We start from the raw sequence: 16,980 nt of genomic DNA, 5'->3' as shown, positions 1-16,980 counted from the left end.
CGACCAGCCACCCATCACCCCGCCCTCACAGGCGAGTTCACTGGGGCCGGCATCGAGGGGGTTCATTCCCTCAGACACCCAACAGCGTGCCCGGCACCTTCGCCACTCGTGATCAGCTTTCCACGCTCCGAAGAGCAGTACTGGCAGCCCGAGATGACTGAAAATGCCGAATAATCAACGTTCCACCCATGAGCAACCAGCATCGGACGTACGCCGATGTACTGGCCTCTGACCGAGCGAACCCGGTAAGAAGTGCTCCTTAGAAAGGAGGTGATCCAGCCGCACCTTCCGGTACGGCTACCTTGTTACGACTTCGTCCCAATCGCCAGTCCCACCTTCGACAGCTCCCTCCCCACAAGGGGGTTGGGCCACCGGCTTCGGGTGTTACCGACTTTCGTGACGTGACGGGCGGTGTGTACAAGGCCCGGGAACGTATTCACCGCAGCAATGCTGATCTGCGATTACTAGCAACTCCGACTTCATGGGGTCGAGTTGCAGACCCCAATCCGAACTGAGACAGGCTTTTTGAGATTCGCTCCACCTCACGGTATCGCAGCTCATTGTACCTGCCATTGTAGCACGTGTGCAGCCCAAGACATAAGGGGCATGATGACTTGACGTCGTCCCCACCTTCCTCCGAGTTGACCCCGGCGGTCTCCTGTGAGTCCCCATCACCCCGAAGGGCATGCTGGCAACACAGGACAAGGGTTGCGCTCGTTGCGGGACTTAACCCAACATCTCACGACACGAGCTGACGACAGCCATGCACCACCTGTACACCGACCACAAGGGGGGCACCATCTCTGATGCTTTCCGGCGTATGTCAAGCCTTGGTAAGGTTCTTCGCGTTGCGTCGAATTAAGCCACATGCTCCGCTGCTTGTGCGGGCCCCCGTCAATTCCTTTGAGTTTTAGCCTTGCGGCCGTACTCCCCAGGCGGGGAACTTAATGCGTTAGCTGCGGCACCGACGACGTGGAATGTCGCCAACACCTAGTTCCCACCGTTTACGGCGTGGACTACCAGGGTATCTAATCCTGTTCGCTCCCCACGCTTTCGCTCCTCAGCGTCAGTAATGGCCCAGAGATCCGCCTTCGCCACCGGTGTTCCTCCTGATATCTGCGCATTTCACCGCTACACCAGGAATTCCGATCTCCCCTACCACACTCTAGCTAGCCCGTATCGAATGCAGACCCGGGGTTAAGCCCCGGGCTTTCACACCCGACGTGACAAGCCGCCTACGAGCTCTTTACGCCCAATAATTCCGGACAACGCTTGCGCCCTACGTATTACCGCGGCTGCTGGCACGTAGTTAGCCGGCGCTTCTTCTGCAGGTACCGTCACTTTCGCTTCTTCCCTGCTGAAAGAGGTTTACAACCCGAAGGCCGTCATCCCTCACGCGGCGTCGCTGCATCAGGCTTTCGCCCATTGTGCAATATTCCCCACTGCTGCCTCCCGTAGGAGTCTGGGCCGTGTCTCAGTCCCAGTGTGGCCGGTCGCCCTCTCAGGCCGGCTACCCGTCGTCGCCTTGGTGAGCCATTACCTCACCAACAAGCTGATAGGCCGCGGGCTCATCCTTCACCGCCGGAGCTTTCAACCACCACCCATGCGAGTGGCAGTGATATCCGGTATTAGACCCCGTTTCCAGGGCTTGTCCCAGAGTGAAGGGCAGATTGCCCACGTGTTACTCACCCGTTCGCCACTAATCCCCACCGAAGTGGTTCATCGTTCGACTTGCATGTGTTAAGCACGCCGCCAGCGTTCGTCCTGAGCCAGGATCAAACTCTCCGTGAATGTTTACCCGTAATCGGGTGCACACACACGAGAGCGGAACAACCACCGGAATAAGGCGGTCGTTCACAGCGTCCTCGCTGTGTTTATTTCAAAGGAACCTCGCCACCGGAACAAGTCCGATGGACGGGGTATCAACATATCTGGCGTTGATTTTTGGCACGCTGTTGAGTTCTCAAGGAACGGACGCTTCCTTTGTACTCACCCTCTCGGGCTTTCCTCCGGGCGCTTCCCTTCGCTGTTCCAAACTCTATCAGTGTTTTTCCGGCCCTCTGACCACCGTTCTGCAGACATGCAGAAGGTGACCCCGAGATAGGATCTGACAAGTTGGATGCTGCCAGGCTGGGACGCTCGGTGGCGCCGCTCGGCCTCAAGCAGGAGTACGACTGTACACGGGGCCTCGAAGACGGTGCAAATCCATTGGGCTGGTGGTCTAGACCACCAGCCGGTATCTTCCGTGCGGAGCCCTTACTTCATCTGACATACGCTGCTGGACAGCGCCGCCCGAGACAAGCAGTGACGGCGCATATAGGCAGCTCCACCCCTGGGAGGCTTCCCATGACCACCGTGACGTCCCCGCTTGCAGGACGCGCCATCGGACTGGCCGCAGTGCCGGATCCGGTCTTCTCCGGGGCCATGGTCGGCCCGGGTACGGCGATCGAACCCGTGCGTGAACCGTCCGAGGCCGTCGCGCCCGTCGACGGTGTGATCGTCTCTCTCCACCCGCACGCGTTCGTCGTCGTGGACGAGCAGGGACACGGCGTGCTTGTGCACCTCGGGATCGACACCGTGCAGCTCAACGGTGAGGGCTTCGAGCTGCTGGTGAGCAAGGGCGACACCGTCACGCGCGGTCAGGCGATCGTGCGCTGGAATCCGGCCGCCGTCGAAGCCGCCGGCAAGTCCGCAGTCTGCCCGGTCGTGGCGCTGGAGGCCACGGTCGAGGCGCTCTCCGAACTCCGTGACAACGGCGATGTGAAGGCCGGCGACAGTCTCTTCAGCTGGAAGTGACGTCGCCGCCGTCGTACGACGGCGACCAGGACGACAACCACCGCGGCGGCGGGACCCGCCGCACTATCGGAGACGGGTGAGATGGACACAACGCTGCGAGGTGTCGGCGTGAGCCACGGTGTGGCGATCGGCGAGGTTCGGCACATGGGAACGGCGGTGTTGGAGCCGCCTGCCAAGCAGATTCCGGCGGAGGACGCGGAGCGTGAACAGGGGAACGCCCGCAAGGCAGTGGAAGCTGTGGCGGCCGACCTGATGGCGCGCGGCAATCTGGCCGGGGGCGAAGCCCAGGCGGTGCTCGAGGCGCAGGCCATGATGGCCCAGGATCCCGAGCTGATGGCGGACGTGGACCGGCGTATCGCCGTCGGCAGCACGGCCGAGCGGGCCGTGTACGACGCGTTCGCCGCCTACCGGGAGCTGCTGGCGGGTGCCGGGGAGTACCTCGCCGGGCGCGTCGCCGACCTCGACGACGTGCGGAATCGTATCGTCGCTCGGCTGCTCGGGGTGCCCATGCCGGGTATCCCGGACAGCGACGAGCCGTACGTCCTCGTGGCGCGTGACCTCGCTCCCGCCGACACCGCTCTGCTGGACCCGACGCTCGTTCTGGGTTTCGTCACCGAGGAGGGTGGGCCGACCAGCCACAGCGCGATTCTGGCGCGGGCGCTCGGGGTGCCGGCCGTCGTGGCGCTGCCGGGTGCGGGTGAGCTGGCGGAGGGCACGGTTGTCGCTGTCGACGGCAGCACCGGTGAGATCTTCGTGAACCCGAGCGACGAGAAGAAGGCCGAGTTGGAGGCCGCTGCCGCTGAGCGGAAGGCCGCGCTCGCCGCGTCGACGGGTCCGGGGGTCACCGCCGACGGTCACAAGGTGCCGCTGCTCGCGAACGTCGGTGGTCCGGCGGACGTACCTGCCGCGCTCGAGGCGGGGGCCGAGGGTGTCGGTCTCTTCCGTACCGAGTTCCTCTTCCTCGACGACAGCAAGAACGCTCCGTCCGAGGAGAAGCAGATCGAGGCGTACCGCCAGGTCCTCGAGGCGTTTCCCGAGGGACGAGTGGTCGTCCGTGTGCTGGACGCGGGCGCGGACAAGCCGCTGGACTTCCTGACACCGGCCGACGAGCCGAACCCGGCGCTGGGTGTGCGGGGGCTGCGGACGCTGCTGGACCACCCTGAGGTGCTGCGTACTCAGCTGACGGCGCTCGCGAAGGCCGCCGAGGGGCTGCCGGTCTACCTCGAGGTCATGGCCCCGATGGTGGCGGACCGTGCCGACGCCAAGGCGTTCGCCGACGCGTGCCGTGCGGCCGGGCTGCGGGCGAAGTTCGGCGCGATGGTGGAGATCCCCTCCGCTGCCCTGCGGGCGCGGTCGATTCTGCAGGAGGTCGAGTTCCTGTCGCTGGGGACCAACGACCTCGCGCAGTACACCTTCGCCGCCGACCGTCAGGTGGGTGCGGTGTCGCGGCTGCAGGATCCGTGGCAGCCCGCGCTGCTCGACCTCGTCGCGCTGTCCGCCGAGGCGGCGAAGGCCGAGGGCAAGAGCTGTGGTGTCTGTGGTGAGGCCGCGTCCGATCCGCTGCTCGCCTGTGTGCTGACCGGTCTTGGTGTCACCTCACTTTCCATGGGGGCGGCGTCCATTCCATACGTCCGGGCGGCGCTGGCGAAGTACACGCTGGCGCAGTGCGAGCGTGCTGCCGCAGCCGCGCGGACTGGCGACAGTGCTGAAGAGGCGCGTAACGCGGCTCAGGCGGTGCTGTCGGGCGAGTAGTCGGACCTGATCGGCCGGCTGACGGTTTCCGGAGGGCGCTCCACCTGTGGGTGGGGCGCCCTCCTTGTGTTCAGTGGCTGTGGTGTGGCGTCTGTCCTTCCGGTCCGAGGTCGGGGGGCGTGCAGTAGTCGACGTCCGATTCCGGGGAGATCAGATCGCCGGAGTCGATGTCGGTGCAGTAGGCGTCGAAGACCTCTCCTGCGGTGAGGGGTTCGAGGCCGTCGCCGCGCAGGCGCCAGCCGTAGATGCGGTCGGTGGTTCCGGGGCCGCTGGTGCGCATGACGAGTCCGCCGGGGCTCTGGGTGGCGATGCCGAGTGCGAGGACCGTGGTGAATTCAAGGGCCTCGGCCTCGTCGAGTTGTACGCATCCGTCGGTGTTCTCGTCGGAGTGGAGGACGGAGACGAGGGTTTCCGGAGTGCCGGTGACGCTGCAGACGAGGTGGTGTTCGCCCGGCAGGGCTGTGTCGAGGATCCGGAGGAGGAGGTCCGAGGCGCGGGTGAAGGCCGCGCGGCCGATGTCCTCCCCGCAGGAACCGCAGGTGCCGAGGCGTGCGAGGAGTGTGGTCGCGTACTCCCAGGTGGCCTGGCGGACCGCCTCGTCCACGAGGGCGGGTACGAGGTCGGTAAGTGGCTGGCCCTCGTACGGCAGTGTCGGGCCGGTGCCGGCGAGTTCGGCCGTGAAGCGTGTGCGGCTCGAGGGGACGTCCGGGTCGAGGCCCGTCTCCTCGCAGAACTCGGCGTACTCCTGGGGATCGAAGAGGGCGACGGTGGTGTGGCTGCCCTGTGCGGAGCGGGTCCTCAGCAGGTCTTCGACCTGTTTCAGGTAGGTCGCGTGGTCGTCGAAGGTGAAGGTGCGGTAGCGCCGCATGGCGCGGAAGTCGTGTTCGTCCGTGAGCAGGCCGATGGTGCCGGCGATTTCGCGGCGCAGGACGCGTCGCATCGTCTGGTGGTCGGTGTGCGCCATGTTTCCCCCTGTGCGCAGTCGATCAGTGCTCACTCACAGTAACCGGCGGCACTGACAAAGAGGGTTGGGTGAGGCGCTTCCGCACCAGTCGGTGCTGGATTGTGCAGGTCAGAGCGATAGCTGCGCCGAAGGTGGCCCATCCTGCCGGGCCGGTGGCGATGGCCGCGGTGACCGCGAGTGGTCCGATCGTGCGCTGCACGGACTGGGCCAGGCCGTGGACTCCGAGGTAGGCACCCTGCGCGGTGTCGGGGGCGAGAGCGACCGAGAGCTCCCACGAGACGGTGGCGTGGAGCATCTCGGCCATGGTGAAGGCGACTGCGGCGGCGGTGAGGAGCGCGGTGGCGGTGACGGCTCCGCCCGTGGCCGCGAGCGCCATGGCGGTGCCGCCCAGGGCGAAGGTGACGGAGAGCGGGAGGAGGAGGTTCCGGGCAGCCGCTGTGGTGGTGCCGAATCGTGCGAGGGGCACCTGGAGTGCCACGACCATGGCGTTGTTGAGGACCATCAGGAGTGGTGCGAGTCCGTTCGGGGCGTTGCTCTCGTGTGCGATCCACAGGGGCAGACCGACCTTGAACACGGCGTCGTCGAGGAAGAGGACGGTCTCGGTGGCGACGTAGGCGAGATAGGTGCGGTCGCGCCACGGGTTCGTCGGTCTGGTCGTCGGCGCCGGGTGCTTCGAGGTGATGACGGTGCGGGAAGGGGACGGGGGTTCGCCGCAGCGCAGGGTGAGAAGTGCTGAGGCGATGAAGGAGAGGGCGTCGCCGGCGAGGAGCCACTGGTAGGCGGTGGTGGTGCCGAGCGCCAGGGCCGCCGCGGCGATGAGGCCTCCCAGTGCCCAGCCCGCGTTGGCGACGGTTCGGTGGAAGGCCTGGTAGCGGACGCGGTCCGGCCCTGCGACCCGGGCGGCGTAGAGCTTGGTGAGGATGCTGGCGGCGCGGTCGCCGAGGCCGCCCACCGCAGAGAAGGCGATGAGCAGGGCGTAGTTGTTCGTGGTGAGCAGGGCGCAGGAGGCGACGGCACGCACGAGCTGGACGATCAGCAGGACTCGGGTGACCGGAAACCAGTCGGCGAGCTTGCCCCCTATGGGTGCCCCGGCGATGCCGATGGCGCCGGCGGCAGCGGCGAGGGTGCCGACCTGGGCGAGGGAGAGTGCGGAGACGTACGTGAAGTAGAGGACGGAGACGGACGCCCACAGTCCGCTGCCGACGCGGTCGACGAGCGCGATGGTGAGCATTCCGCGCCCGTCGCGCCCTCCGGGAACGCTTCTCGACCATGCTGCCGCGCGCCGTATCGGATGCACTGCTCCCCCATTGCCTGCTTGCTTTTCATTTATGTACTGATACATAATTAGCAACGTGGCAACACAATATGGGATCAGAGGTACGACGGCCAAGGGAATTGCGGCGTCCGTCGAACGGGCCGTGGCCGAGGGCTCCATGGCGCCCGGGGCTGCACTGCCTCCGGTGCGGCGCCTCGCGGACGACCTCGGCGTGAGCCCGGGAACGGTCGCGACGGCGTACAAGGAACTGCGGCAGCGCGGCATCGTGGTCACCCGGGGCCGAGGCGGGACCGTGGTGGCCCCGGCTCCGGCTGTGGCGTCACGTCGGCCGCCCAAAGTGCCCGAGGGGCTGCGGGACTTGGCGGGCGGTCACCCGGATCCTCGGCTGCTCCCCGGTCTGGTGCCGCCCTCGCGGCTGTCACCCGGCGCGCGTTCGCACCGTTCGACGCCCCGGCTGGCGCGGCTCGAGGAGGCCGTACGCGCGTGGCTGGGGTCCGACGGCGTACCGGTGGAGCACGTGACCTTCGCGCACGGGGCGTTGGATCTGGTCGGGCGGCTGCTCTCCGTCGAGCTACGGCCCGGTGACGCCGTGGCGATGGAGGATCCCGGATACCACCATCTGCTGGATCTGGTCACGGCGTTGGGGCTGCGCATGATCCCCGTCGCGGTCGACGACGAGGGAGTGCTGCCCGAGGCCGTGCGCGGGGCGCTGCGGGCGGGGGCGCGGGCGCTCGTGTGCAGTCCGCGGGCGCAGAATCCGTACGGCGGCCGCTTCTCCGCCGAGCGCCGGGAGGCGCTGCTGGGTGTGCTCCGGGAACACCCTGAGGTGCTGGTCGTGGAGAACGACCACGCTTCCGCCGTCGCCGACGCGCCGCTGCGGACGCTGACCGGCGCGGGGCTGTCGCGCTGGGTGCATGTGCGGACGGTGAGCAAGTTCCTGGGGACGGACCTGCGATGGGCGGCCGCCGCGTGTGATCCGATCACACTGGGGCGGCACGACGGGCGGCTGCTGCTGACGTCCGGCTGGGTCAGTCATCTGCTCCAGGAGACGGTGTACGGGCTTCTCACAGACGGGAGCACGCGCGCGTTGGTCGCTCGCGCCGAGGAGACCTACACCGTGCGCCGGAACGCTCTGGTACGGGAGCTCGGTGATCGGGGCATCCAGGCGCACGGGGCGAGCGGGATGAACGTGTGGGTGCCCGTCCGGGACGAGTCGGCCGTGGTGAACGGGCTGCGGTCGTACGGCTGGTGGGTCGCGGCCGGAGCCCGGTTCCGGCTGTCGGCGGGGCCGGGGGTGCGGATCACGGCTGCCGAGCTGGCGCCGACCGACGCGGCGCGGCTGGCCTCGGACTTCGCCGGAGTACTCGGTGAGTCCGAGGCCACCTACGGTGGTTGACCCGCTCGGTCAGGCGCGTTTGCGGGCCAGGTCCTCGTAGAAGTGGAGCAGGTCGAGGTTGTCGATGGAGCCCGGGTTGACCGCCTTTTCCAGAGGGGTGCCCTGGAGAAGGCGCTTGACGGGGACCTCGATGCGTTTTCCGGTGAGGGTGTGCGGGATGCCGGGGACCTCGATGACCTCGTCCGGGATGTGGCGGGGTGAGAGGTTCTCGCGGATGGTCTGCTTGATGCGGTCGAGGAGTGCCTGGTCGAGGACCGCTCCCCGAGCCAGCTGCACGAACAGCGGCATCCAGTAGCCGCCGTCGGGCTGTTCGATGCCGATGACCAGGGACTCCTGGATCTCTGGGAGTCGCTCCACGGCCTCGTAGATGTCGGCCGAACCCATGCGGACGCCCTGGCGGTTGAGCGTCGAGTCGGAGCGGCCGTGGATGACGACCGAGCCGCGCGAGGTGACGGTGATCCAGTCGCCGTGCCGCCACACTCCGGGATAGGTGTCGAAGTAGCTGTCGTGGTAGCGGCTGCCGTCGGGGTCGTTCCAGAAGTGGATCGGCATCGACGGCATGGGGTTGGTGACGACCAGCTCACCGACCTCGTCGATCAGGGGCTTGCCGGTCGGGTCCCACGACTGCAGGTCGGTGCCGAGGCTCGGTGCCTGGAGCTCGCCGATGTACACGGGCAGGGTCGGCGCGGCGCCCGCGAAGCACGAGCACACGTCCGTGCCCCCGCTGACGGAGGCGATCCACAGGTCGTCGCGGACCTCGTCGTGCAGCCAGCGGAAGCCGTCGGGCGGGAGCGGTGAGCCGGTGGTGGCCACGCACTGCACCTTGGAGAGGTCGAAGTCGCGTCCCGGGTGCACGTCGGCCTTGCGGCAGGCCATGACGTAGGCGGCCGAGGTGCCGTAGAGGGTGGCGCCCGTGCGTTCGGCGACCCGCCACTGGGCGCCCGTGTCGGGATAGCCGGGGCTGCCGTCGTACAGGACGACGGTCGTGCCCGTGAGGAGGCCGGAGACGAGGAAGTTCCACATCATCCAGCCCGTGGAGGTGTACCAGAAGAAACGATCCTCGGGCCCGAGGTCGCAGTGCAGGCCGAGTTGCTTGAGGTGCTCGACGAGGATGCCGCCCTGCGACTGGACGATCGCCTTGGGCAGGCCCGTCGTGCCGGAGGAGTAGAGCACCCACAACGGATGCGCGAACGGCACCTGTTCGAAGACCGGTTCCGTGTCCGTGCGCGTGAGGGCGGCCCACTCCAGGGCGCCTTCAGGAGCCTCGGTCCCGAGGAGCGGGATGTGGACGACGGCGCGCAGGGAGGGCAGTTCGCGGCGGAGTTCGGCGACCGTCTCGCGGCGGTCGTGCTCCTTGCCGCCGTAGCGGTAGCCGTCGACGGTGAACAGGACGACCGGTTCGACCTGCTGGAAGCGGTCCAGGACGCTGCGGGCGCCGAAGTCGGGGGCGCAGGACGTCCAGACGGCGCCCACGGCGGCCGTGGCGAGGAGGGCGACGACGGCCTGCGGGATGTTCGGGAGGTAGCCGCTGACGCGGTCTCCGGGGCGGACGCCCAGGGCGCGCAGCTCGGCGGTCAGGGAGCCCACCTGGCGGCGCAGCTCGGACCAGGTCACCGAGGCAGGCTCTTGGGTCTCGTCGACGTACAGAAGGGCGGGTTCGTCCGGGCGGGTGTCGGCCGCGCGCAGGGCGTGCTCGGCGTAGTTGAGGGTGGCGCCGGGGAACCACTCGGCGCCGGGCATCGCGCGGTCGCCGAGCACGCGCGCACAGGGCGTCGAGAACCGTACGTCGAACCACTGGGTGAGGGCTGCCCAGAACGGCTCCAGCTCGTCCACGGACCAGCGGTGGAGCGCCGCGTAGCCTCCCTCGGCCGGGGCGCCGTGGTGCTCGGCGGCCCATTCCTGGAACCTGGTGACCTGGGACCGGGCGATGCGCTGCGGATCTGGCTGCCAGAGCGGCTGGGGATTCTCGGTCGACATGGGGGCTCCCGGGCTGTGCGCGTCGTGTGCGTCTCCCGCGCACGGGCCAGGGGTGTGCGCGTGACGCGGCTGACAGGGACGATGCCATGTGATCAACTTCTACGCCAGGGTGCGCCCCACATAGTCCGTGTCGTGAAGATGTGGCCCCGGCACGGGTGAACGGCAGTTGAACGACACGCGCGCGTGGGGCGGTGAGTGGCAGGGTGAGCAGCATGAACGGTCGTGACCTGGTGCGTTCGATAAGGGCGGTCGGTTCGGCGGGAGCGCCCCAGGGGTTGCGTACCGTGCGTGCCGCGTGGCGCAGGAGGCGTACCGACGCCGTCGGGCTGCCGGCGCGGGGGGCCGAGCGGGCGCGGGTGCCGGGGCCGGTCCAGGACGCGGAGCCGGCTCCCGGCGGGGGTGTCGTCCGGTTCAGCCGCTCCGAGCTGCGGATCGTCGTCGCGGTGAACGGGGCGGTCTTCTGGGGGTGGGACGGCGCCGGGCCGGAGCCGTCGTACGCGCTCGCGGGCCGCTGCCCGGAGCCGGATCCCCGGGCGGTCCTGGAGCCGGACAAGGACGGCGGCTGGCGGGTCGTCGCCGAGCGGGCCACGGTCATGGTGTCGCGGCACGGAGCGGTCGAGGTGCGTACGCCCGGCGGGGTGACCCTGCGCCGGGATCTGCCACCCCGATGGTGGGAGCCGGTGGGCGGGGGTGAGGCGCGCTGGATGCAGCGGTCGGAGGTGGCCGCAGACGCCCGGTTCTTCGGACTGGGCGGGCGGGCCTCGGGGCCTCGGTTGCGGGACGGGACCTACCGGCTGTGGAACACCGATCCCGGCCGGCCCTTCGGACCGGGCGACGATCCCCTGTACGTCACGATGCCGGTGCAGCTGGTGGTGGCCGACGCCGCCACCCATCTCGTGTTCCACGACACCTCGTGGGACGGCACCGTGACCCTGCGGGAGGGCGAGGAGGGCGCCGGCTCCGGGCACGACCGGGCGGGGATGTCCGAGCTGCGGATGGCCGGCGGTCCGCTGCGCTGCTGGGTGATGGTGGGCACTCCCGCGCGCGTGCTGCTCGCCTGGGCCTCGCTGACCGGTGCGCCCGCGCTGCCGCCGTCCTGGGCGCTCGGCCATCATCACGCCCGCTGGGGCTTCGGCAGTGAGCAGGAGGTCCGGCGGATCGTCGCCGGGTACCAGGAGCGCGCTCTGCCGCTCGACGCCGTCCACCTGGACATCGACCACTACGACGAGCACCAGGTGTTCACGGTCGACCAGGAGCGCTTCCCCAAGCTGCCCCAACTGGCCGAGGAACTGCGCCGGGACGGGGTCCGGCTGGTGTCGATCGTCGATCCGGCCGTCAAGGCGGCGCCCGGCAACGCCGTCCATGACAGCGGGACGGCCGAGGACGCCTTCGTGCGGGACGCGTCGGGGCGGCTCGTGAAGGGGGTCGCGTGGTCCGGGGAGGCGCTCTTTCCGGACTTCACGCACGCGCGTGTACGTGCCTGGTGGGGTCGCCTCTACCAGGAGCGACTCACGGCGGGGTTCGCGGGCTTCTGGCACGACATGAACGAGCCCACGTCCTTCAACGCGTTCGGTGAGTCCACCCTGCCGCGCTCGGCCAGACACTCCCTGGAGGGTCGCGGTGGCGACCACCAGGAAGCGCACAACGTCTACGCGCTGTGCATGGCCCGGGCCGGATACGAGGGGCTGCGCGAGCTGGTGCCGGGCGAGCGGCCCTTCCTGTTCTCGCGCTCCGGCTGGGCCGGCATACAGCGGTACGGGGGCACCTGGTCGGGTGACGTGGCCACCGGATGGCCGGGCCTGCGGGCTTCGCTGTCGCTCGTGATGGGGCTCGGGCTGTGCGGGGTGCCGTACTCGGGGCCCGATGTGGGCGGCTACGACGGGCACCCCTCCCCCGAGCTGTATCTGCGCTGGTTCCAGCTCGGCGCCTATCTGCCGTTGTTCCGTACCCACGCGAGTCCGCGGGCCGGGCGCAGGGAGCCGTGGGAGTTCGGAGCCGAGGTGCTGGAGCACGCACGCGTGGCGCTCGTGGAACGCCGGCGGCTGCTGCCGTACTTCATGACGCTCGCGCAGCTGGCCCGGCGTACCGGAGCGCCTTATGTACGGCCCCTGTGGTGGTCCGTGCCCGAGGACCGCGCCCTGCGGGACTGCGAGGACGCCTTCCTGCTCGGCGACAGCCTGCTCGTGGCACCGGTGCTCGATCCGGGCGGCGACCGGCGTGCGGTGCAACTGCCGCGCGGGCGCTGGTACGACACGACCACGGAGCAGGTGTACGAGGGACCGGGACAGGTCCTGGTCGACGCCCCCCTGTCGCGGATCCCGGTGCTCGCGCGCGCGGGCGCCGTCATTCCGGTGCGGGGGGACCGACGGCGGGATCGAACTGGAGGTGTGGGCTCCGGCCCGGGGACGGAGCGGGGGCGGGCTGCTCGTCGAGGACGCGGGCGACGGTTGGGACGAACCGGAGATCGAACGGTACGTCGTCCGCTGGGAGGGCCGGAAGCTGGTCGTTCAGCGCGAGGGCGAGGACGGCTTGAGCGAGCCGTCCCACCCGGTGCGGCTGCGCGGGCTGGGAGCGCGCTGAGACTCAGAGGTAACGGCCCTCGAACCAGGCCCGTACGGCCAGCGTGTGCAGCGGGAAGGCGAGCTCCTCCGGCCTGCGCAGGAGGTGCCAGCCCTCCGTCTCGTTCGTGGCCGCGGACTGCGGGAGACCGTCGGCGGGACGCTCCGGCAATGCCCCGAACAGCAGCAGGTGGCCGTCGGGCGAGCTCAGCGCGTCGACGAGCCGTACGTCACGGCTCGCCGCCTCGATGCCGGTCTCTTCCCCGAGTTCACGGACCAGGGCGTGCCGCCAGTCCTCGCGGTCGTCGATGAAGCCGCCGGGCAGCGCGATGCCTCCGCGCGCGGGAGCGACGGTTCGGGTGATGACGACCAGGGCGGTGCCCTGGGTGTCGTACACGGGCTGGAGCGCGACGGCGACCGGCAGGGGGTTGCGGTACGCGACGGTGTGGCAGACGGGACAGGTGCGGGGCCAGCCCGCGACACCCTCTCCGTAGGGCGCTCCGCAGCTCGAACAGTGTGAGCCGGGGACGGAGTTGGGGGTGGAGTGCTGAGTTTCGGACACGCCGCGGACTGTATCCGATCATCAGGTGGTCCGGTTGCGCCGGGCCCTCTGCCCCTTTGCGGCCGCCCGTGGCACACTTCTGACGTTCCGTCAGATCTGGGCCGGGGAGGACCTGTGCCGCGCACGCACACACCTGTGGTCGCCGGGTGGTTCGCCGGTGACGGAGACGACTTCACACTTCTCGGAACCCGCTGCTCCGCCTGCACCTCGGTCTTCTTCCCGCGCGAGGACGGCTGGTGCCGCAACCCCGGATGCGCCGGTGGCGATCTGGCGGAGATTCCCCTTTCGCGGCGCGGTCGCGTCTGGTCGTACACGGACAGCCGGTACCGGCCTCCGTCACCGTATGTGACCGATCCGGAACTTCCGTGGGAGCCGCACACGTTGATCGCTGTGGAGCTGGCCGCCGAGCGGATGGTGGTGCTGGGGCAGGCGGTTCCCGGGGTCACCGCCGCCGATCTGACCGTGGGCGCGGAGGTGGAGGTCGTCCCCGGGGTGCTCCATGAGGACGGGGAGACGGTCTGGACGACGTGGCAGTGGCGGCCGACGGGGGTGACGGCATGACGGGAGAGGTGGCGGTGCTCGGCGCGGGCATGCACCCCTGGGGCAAGTGGGGGCGCAACTTCGTCGAGTACGGCGTGGCGGCGGCGCGCGCGGCGCTTGGCGACGCCGGCCTGGAATGGCGGGACATCGGATCGATCGTCGGCGCGGACACCGTGCGGGGCGGTTATCCGGGCTACGTGGCGGGGGCGACCTTCGCCAGGGCGCTGGGCTGGCAGGGGGCCCGCGTCGCCAGCGTGTACGCGGCCTGCGCGTCCGGAGCACAGGCCGTGGCCGCCGCGCGGGCGCAGATCCTCGCGGGCCTGGCCGACGTGGTGCTCGTGGTGGGTGCGGACGCCGCCCCCAAGGGGTTCTTCCGGCCCGCGGGCGGCGACCGGCCCGACGATCCGGACTGGCTGCGGTTCCGGGTCCTCGGGGCGACCAACCCGACCTACTTCGGGCTCTACGCGCGCCGGCGCATGGCCGTGCACGGGGACACGGTGGAGGACTTCGCGCAGGTCAAGGTGAAGAACTCGGCTCTGGGCGCGCTGAATCCGTACGCGCGCTACCGCAAGCGGGTCAGCGCGGACGAGGTCGCGGCCTCCGCCGTGGTCGCCGATCCGCTGCGGCTGCTCGACATCTGCGCCACCTCGGACGGCGGGGCGGCGCTGGTGCTCTCCAGCCTGGAGTTCGCGCGCCGCAGGGGCGTGGCCGAGCCCGTGCGGATCAGGGCGGTGTCGACGGTGACGCCGACGTACCCGAACACGGTGCTGGATCTGCCGGACATCGCGACGGACTCCGCCGCCGCTGCCGAGCCAGCCGCCGAGACGTTCCGCGCGTCGATCGCGCGCGCGGCCTACGAGGAGGCGGGTCTCGGGCCGGAGGATCTCTCCCTCGCCGAGGTCTACGACCTGTCCACCGCCCTGGAGTTGCAGTGGTACGAGGACCTCGGGCTGTGCGGTCAGGGCGAGGGCGCGAAGCTCCTGCGCGAGGGGGCGACGGCGCCCGGCGGGCGCATTCCCGTCAACACGAGCGGTGGGCTCGCCTCCTTCGGCGAGGCGGTGCCGGCCCAGGCGATCGCCCAGGTGTGTGAGCTCACCTGGCAGCTGCGGGGCGACGCGGGCGACCGGCAGGTCGAGCACGCGCGCGTGGGGATCACCGCGAACCAGGGGCTGTTCGGACACGGGTCGGCGGTGATCGCGGTGAGATGACCGGGCGGACCGGCGTCCCGAGAAAGGGGTTTCCACACGCTGTGTGAGCGGCCCGGAATCCTGCGTGAACGTCTCATGAACTGCGCTTGGGCCTGGTCTGAGAGCGCCATCATGCTCCCGTGCGCTCCTGGACGGATACTCTCCGCTTCGCCTTCCAGCCCGTGGTCAATCTGGCCACCGGCGGAGTCGCGGGGCTGGAGATACTCGCCCGCCCCGAGACCGGCGACGTCCTCGCGGAGGCCCGCCGCGACCCTGAACTCGACGGAAAGCTCGCCGTGTTGGCGGTAAGGGCGGCGGCACGCAGGGAAACGCTGCTGCCCCTGCACGTCAACGTGTTCGCGGGCACACTCGCCGACCTCGGCGGCCTCACCCCGCTGCACCACGCGGTGCGTGAGGTGGGGCGCCTGCCCTGGGAGATCACGCTCGACGTGGGTCCGCCGTACACACATGTGCCGCACCAGGCACTGCTGGAGGCGCTCGCCGAGCTGCGGGGGCAGGGCTTCCGGATCAGCGCGGACGGCGTGGGCGACGGGGACGTACCCCTGAGACTCCTTGTCGACATGTCGCCCGACCTCGTGAAGCTCGACGCGTCGCTGCTGGTCCGGCCGTCGGCCGTGCGGGCGATGCGGACCCTGTGCGACGAGCTGGGAGCGCTCCTGTGCGTGGAGGGCGTGGAGACGGAACTGCAGTACGGGGCCGCACTGTCGGCCGGTGCGCAGCTGGCGCAGGGCACGCTGCTCGCGCCGCCGTCACGGCTCCCCGCGGCGGAGGTGTATGTCCCGCCCCGCTCCCCCGCCGATGCGGCGCCCCTGCGCTCGGGTCCTTCGGTACGGGAGTTCGTGCGTCCCGCCGCGCTGTTGCCGGCCACCGCGTCCGCGGGGCAGGTGCGGACACTGCTGACCGGGTCGCCCGACGTGTCCGGGGTGCTGCTCGTGGACAGGGAGGGGGTGCCGTTCCGCTCGGTGCACCGGTCGCGCTTCCTGCTGTCGATGTCGGGGCGCTACGGACACGCCCTGTACGCCGACCGCCCCGCGGCCAAACTCGGCGATCCGCCGCGGACGGTGGGGATCGACGCCACCGCGTGGGAGGTCCTGGACGTGGTCGCCGTCGGCGACCGGGACCGTACGTCGGACGACGTCGCCGTGGTCGACCTCTTCGGCCGGTGCGTGGGAGTCGTGCGGCTCGCGGATCTCGTACGGGCGCTGAGCGAGACCCGGGTGGAGGAGGCGGCCGGGCTCAACCCGCTGACGCGGCTGCCCGGTTCGGACGCGATCACGGGCGAGGTGGACCGGCGTATCGCCGCCGGCCGGACGTTCGCGCTGAGCTGGCTGGACGTCGACCACTTCAAGGAGGTCAACGACGGGGCGGGATTCGCGGCGGGCGACGAACTCATCCGCGAGGTGGGACGGGCGCTGCAGCATGCGGCGACCGGCACCGCGCGCGTGGGGCACATCGGCGGGGACGACTTCCTGGTGCTGACGGACCCGGAGGAACTGGCCCCGCTGGCCGCGTCCGTTCTCGACGCCCCCTGGGCGGCGGGCGGGCGGCCCGTGACACTTTCCCTGGCCACCGTGGTGTGCGTGCCGGGCAGCGTGCCGGACCATCGGGAGGCGGCCGCCTGTCTGGCGCCGTTGAAGAAGGCCGCCAAGGCGCTCAGCGGGGCGAGCTGGGTCGTGGGACGGGCAGGACTTCCCGGGCAGGAGATCCGGCGCGGGACGGAGCCACAGGCACCTTCGGCGGGGTATGCGGTGGCTGAGCCGGGCAGGGGCTGAAGAGGCATCCGGTAAGTCGCCCCTTCGGTTCGAAGAGGGCTCGTCCGGCCCTCGCGCCCGTTGTTCAAGTCGGTTCGGGCGCCCGCCCCAACCGTTGCCGTCGGCGACCTTGACGCTCCCCGGGGCCCGGTGAACACTTCGGGTGTCGGTCGACATCGCCGTACATTCTCGGCGTTCCA

Annotated in this window: 10 protein-coding genes, 1 rRNA gene and 1 pseudogene; 7 read left to right on the top strand and 5 right to left on the bottom strand. The window is 69.8% G+C overall.

Features of this window, described 5'->3' with window-relative positions; all coding sequences use genetic code 11:
• Positions 1–263 precede the first annotated feature (263 nt).
• Positions 264–1,791, bottom strand: a 16S ribosomal RNA gene (locus RKD20_RS36875).
• Between the two features lie 555 nt (positions 1,792–2,346).
• On the opposite strand from RKD20_RS36875, the gene RKD20_RS36870 reads away from it, so the two are divergent.
• Together RKD20_RS36870 and ptsP are read left to right on the top strand one after the other, a co-directional pair.
• Positions 2,347–2,796 (top strand): PTS sugar transporter subunit IIA, encoded by a 450-nt coding sequence (locus RKD20_RS36870; RefSeq protein WP_031059261.1) that lies wholly within the window; start codon positions 2,347–2,349, stop codon positions 2,794–2,796.
• An 81-nt stretch (positions 2,797–2,877) separates the two neighbouring features.
• The gene (gene ptsP, locus RKD20_RS36865) at positions 2,878–4,548 is read left to right on the top strand and encodes a phosphoenolpyruvate--protein phosphotransferase (RefSeq protein ID WP_424881474.1); all 1,671 of its coding nucleotides are present in this window, start codon (positions 2,878–2,880) and stop codon (positions 4,546–4,548) included.
• Between the two features lie 70 nt (positions 4,549–4,618).
• Here the strand turns inward: ptsP and RKD20_RS36860 are convergent, their stop codons facing one another.
• The gene (locus RKD20_RS36860) at positions 4,619–5,512 is read right to left on the bottom strand and encodes a hypothetical protein (protein ID WP_424881473.1); all 894 of its coding nucleotides are present in this window, start codon (positions 5,510–5,512) and stop codon (positions 4,619–4,621) included.
• Positions 5,513–5,534: 22 nt separating this feature from the next.
• On the bottom strand, positions 5,535–6,743 hold the full coding sequence (locus RKD20_RS36855) for an MFS transporter (protein ID WP_424881472.1): 1,209 nt from the start codon (positions 6,741–6,743) through the stop codon (positions 5,535–5,537).
• A gap of 121 nt (positions 6,744–6,864) precedes the next feature.
• Between RKD20_RS36855 and RKD20_RS36850 the strand changes: the two genes are divergently transcribed.
• Positions 6,865–8,184 carry an aminotransferase class I/II-fold pyridoxal phosphate-dependent enzyme gene (locus RKD20_RS36850; RefSeq protein ID WP_424881471.1) on the top strand — a complete coding sequence of 440 codons (1,320 nt, stop codon included), beginning with the start codon at positions 6,865–6,867 and terminating at the stop codon, positions 8,182–8,184.
• Between the two features lie 9 nt (positions 8,185–8,193).
• Here the strand turns inward: RKD20_RS36850 and RKD20_RS36845 are convergent, their stop codons facing one another.
• Positions 8,194–10,161 carry an acetoacetate--CoA ligase gene (locus RKD20_RS36845; protein WP_424881470.1) on the bottom strand — a complete coding sequence of 656 codons (1,968 nt, stop codon included), beginning with the start codon at positions 10,159–10,161 and terminating at the stop codon, positions 8,194–8,196.
• A 212-nt stretch (positions 10,162–10,373) separates the two neighbouring features.
• Here RKD20_RS36845 and RKD20_RS36840 point away from each other — a divergent pair.
• Positions 10,374–12,741: pseudogene (locus RKD20_RS36840) on the top strand (TIM-barrel domain-containing protein).
• A gap of 3 nt (positions 12,742–12,744) precedes the next feature.
• Here the strand turns inward: RKD20_RS36840 and RKD20_RS36835 are convergent.
• Positions 12,745–13,281, bottom strand: coding sequence for an NUDIX domain-containing protein (locus tag RKD20_RS36835; RefSeq protein ID WP_424881469.1), 537 nt, complete (start codon positions 13,279–13,281; stop codon positions 12,745–12,747).
• Positions 13,282–13,416: 135 nt separating this feature from the next.
• Here RKD20_RS36835 and RKD20_RS36830 point away from each other — a divergent pair, with 135 nt between their 5' ends.
• From RKD20_RS36830 to RKD20_RS36820, 3 genes are all read left to right on the top strand, one after another.
• Positions 13,417–13,842: a Zn-ribbon domain-containing OB-fold protein gene (locus RKD20_RS36830; protein ID WP_424883405.1), complete on the top strand. Its 426-nt coding sequence runs from the start codon at positions 13,417–13,419 to the stop codon at positions 13,840–13,842.
• On the top strand, positions 13,839–15,029 hold the full coding sequence (locus RKD20_RS36825) for a lipid-transfer protein (protein WP_424881468.1): 1,191 nt from the start codon (positions 13,839–13,841) through the stop codon (positions 15,027–15,029). Before RKD20_RS36830 ends, RKD20_RS36825 begins: the two co-directional genes overlap by 4 nt.
• Before the next feature lie 119 nt (positions 15,030–15,148).
• Positions 15,149–16,801: an EAL domain-containing protein gene (locus tag RKD20_RS36820; protein WP_424881467.1), complete on the top strand. Its 1,653-nt coding sequence runs from the start codon at positions 15,149–15,151 to the stop codon at positions 16,799–16,801.
• The last annotated feature ends 179 nt before the right edge of the window (positions 16,802–16,980 follow it).

Source organism: Streptomyces sp. SLBN-8D4 (genome assembly GCF_049739545.1).
GTDB lineage: Bacteria > Actinomycetota > Actinomycetes > Streptomycetales > Streptomycetaceae > Streptomyces > Streptomyces canus_C.
This window is presented reverse-complemented; position numbering and strand designations above follow the sequence as displayed.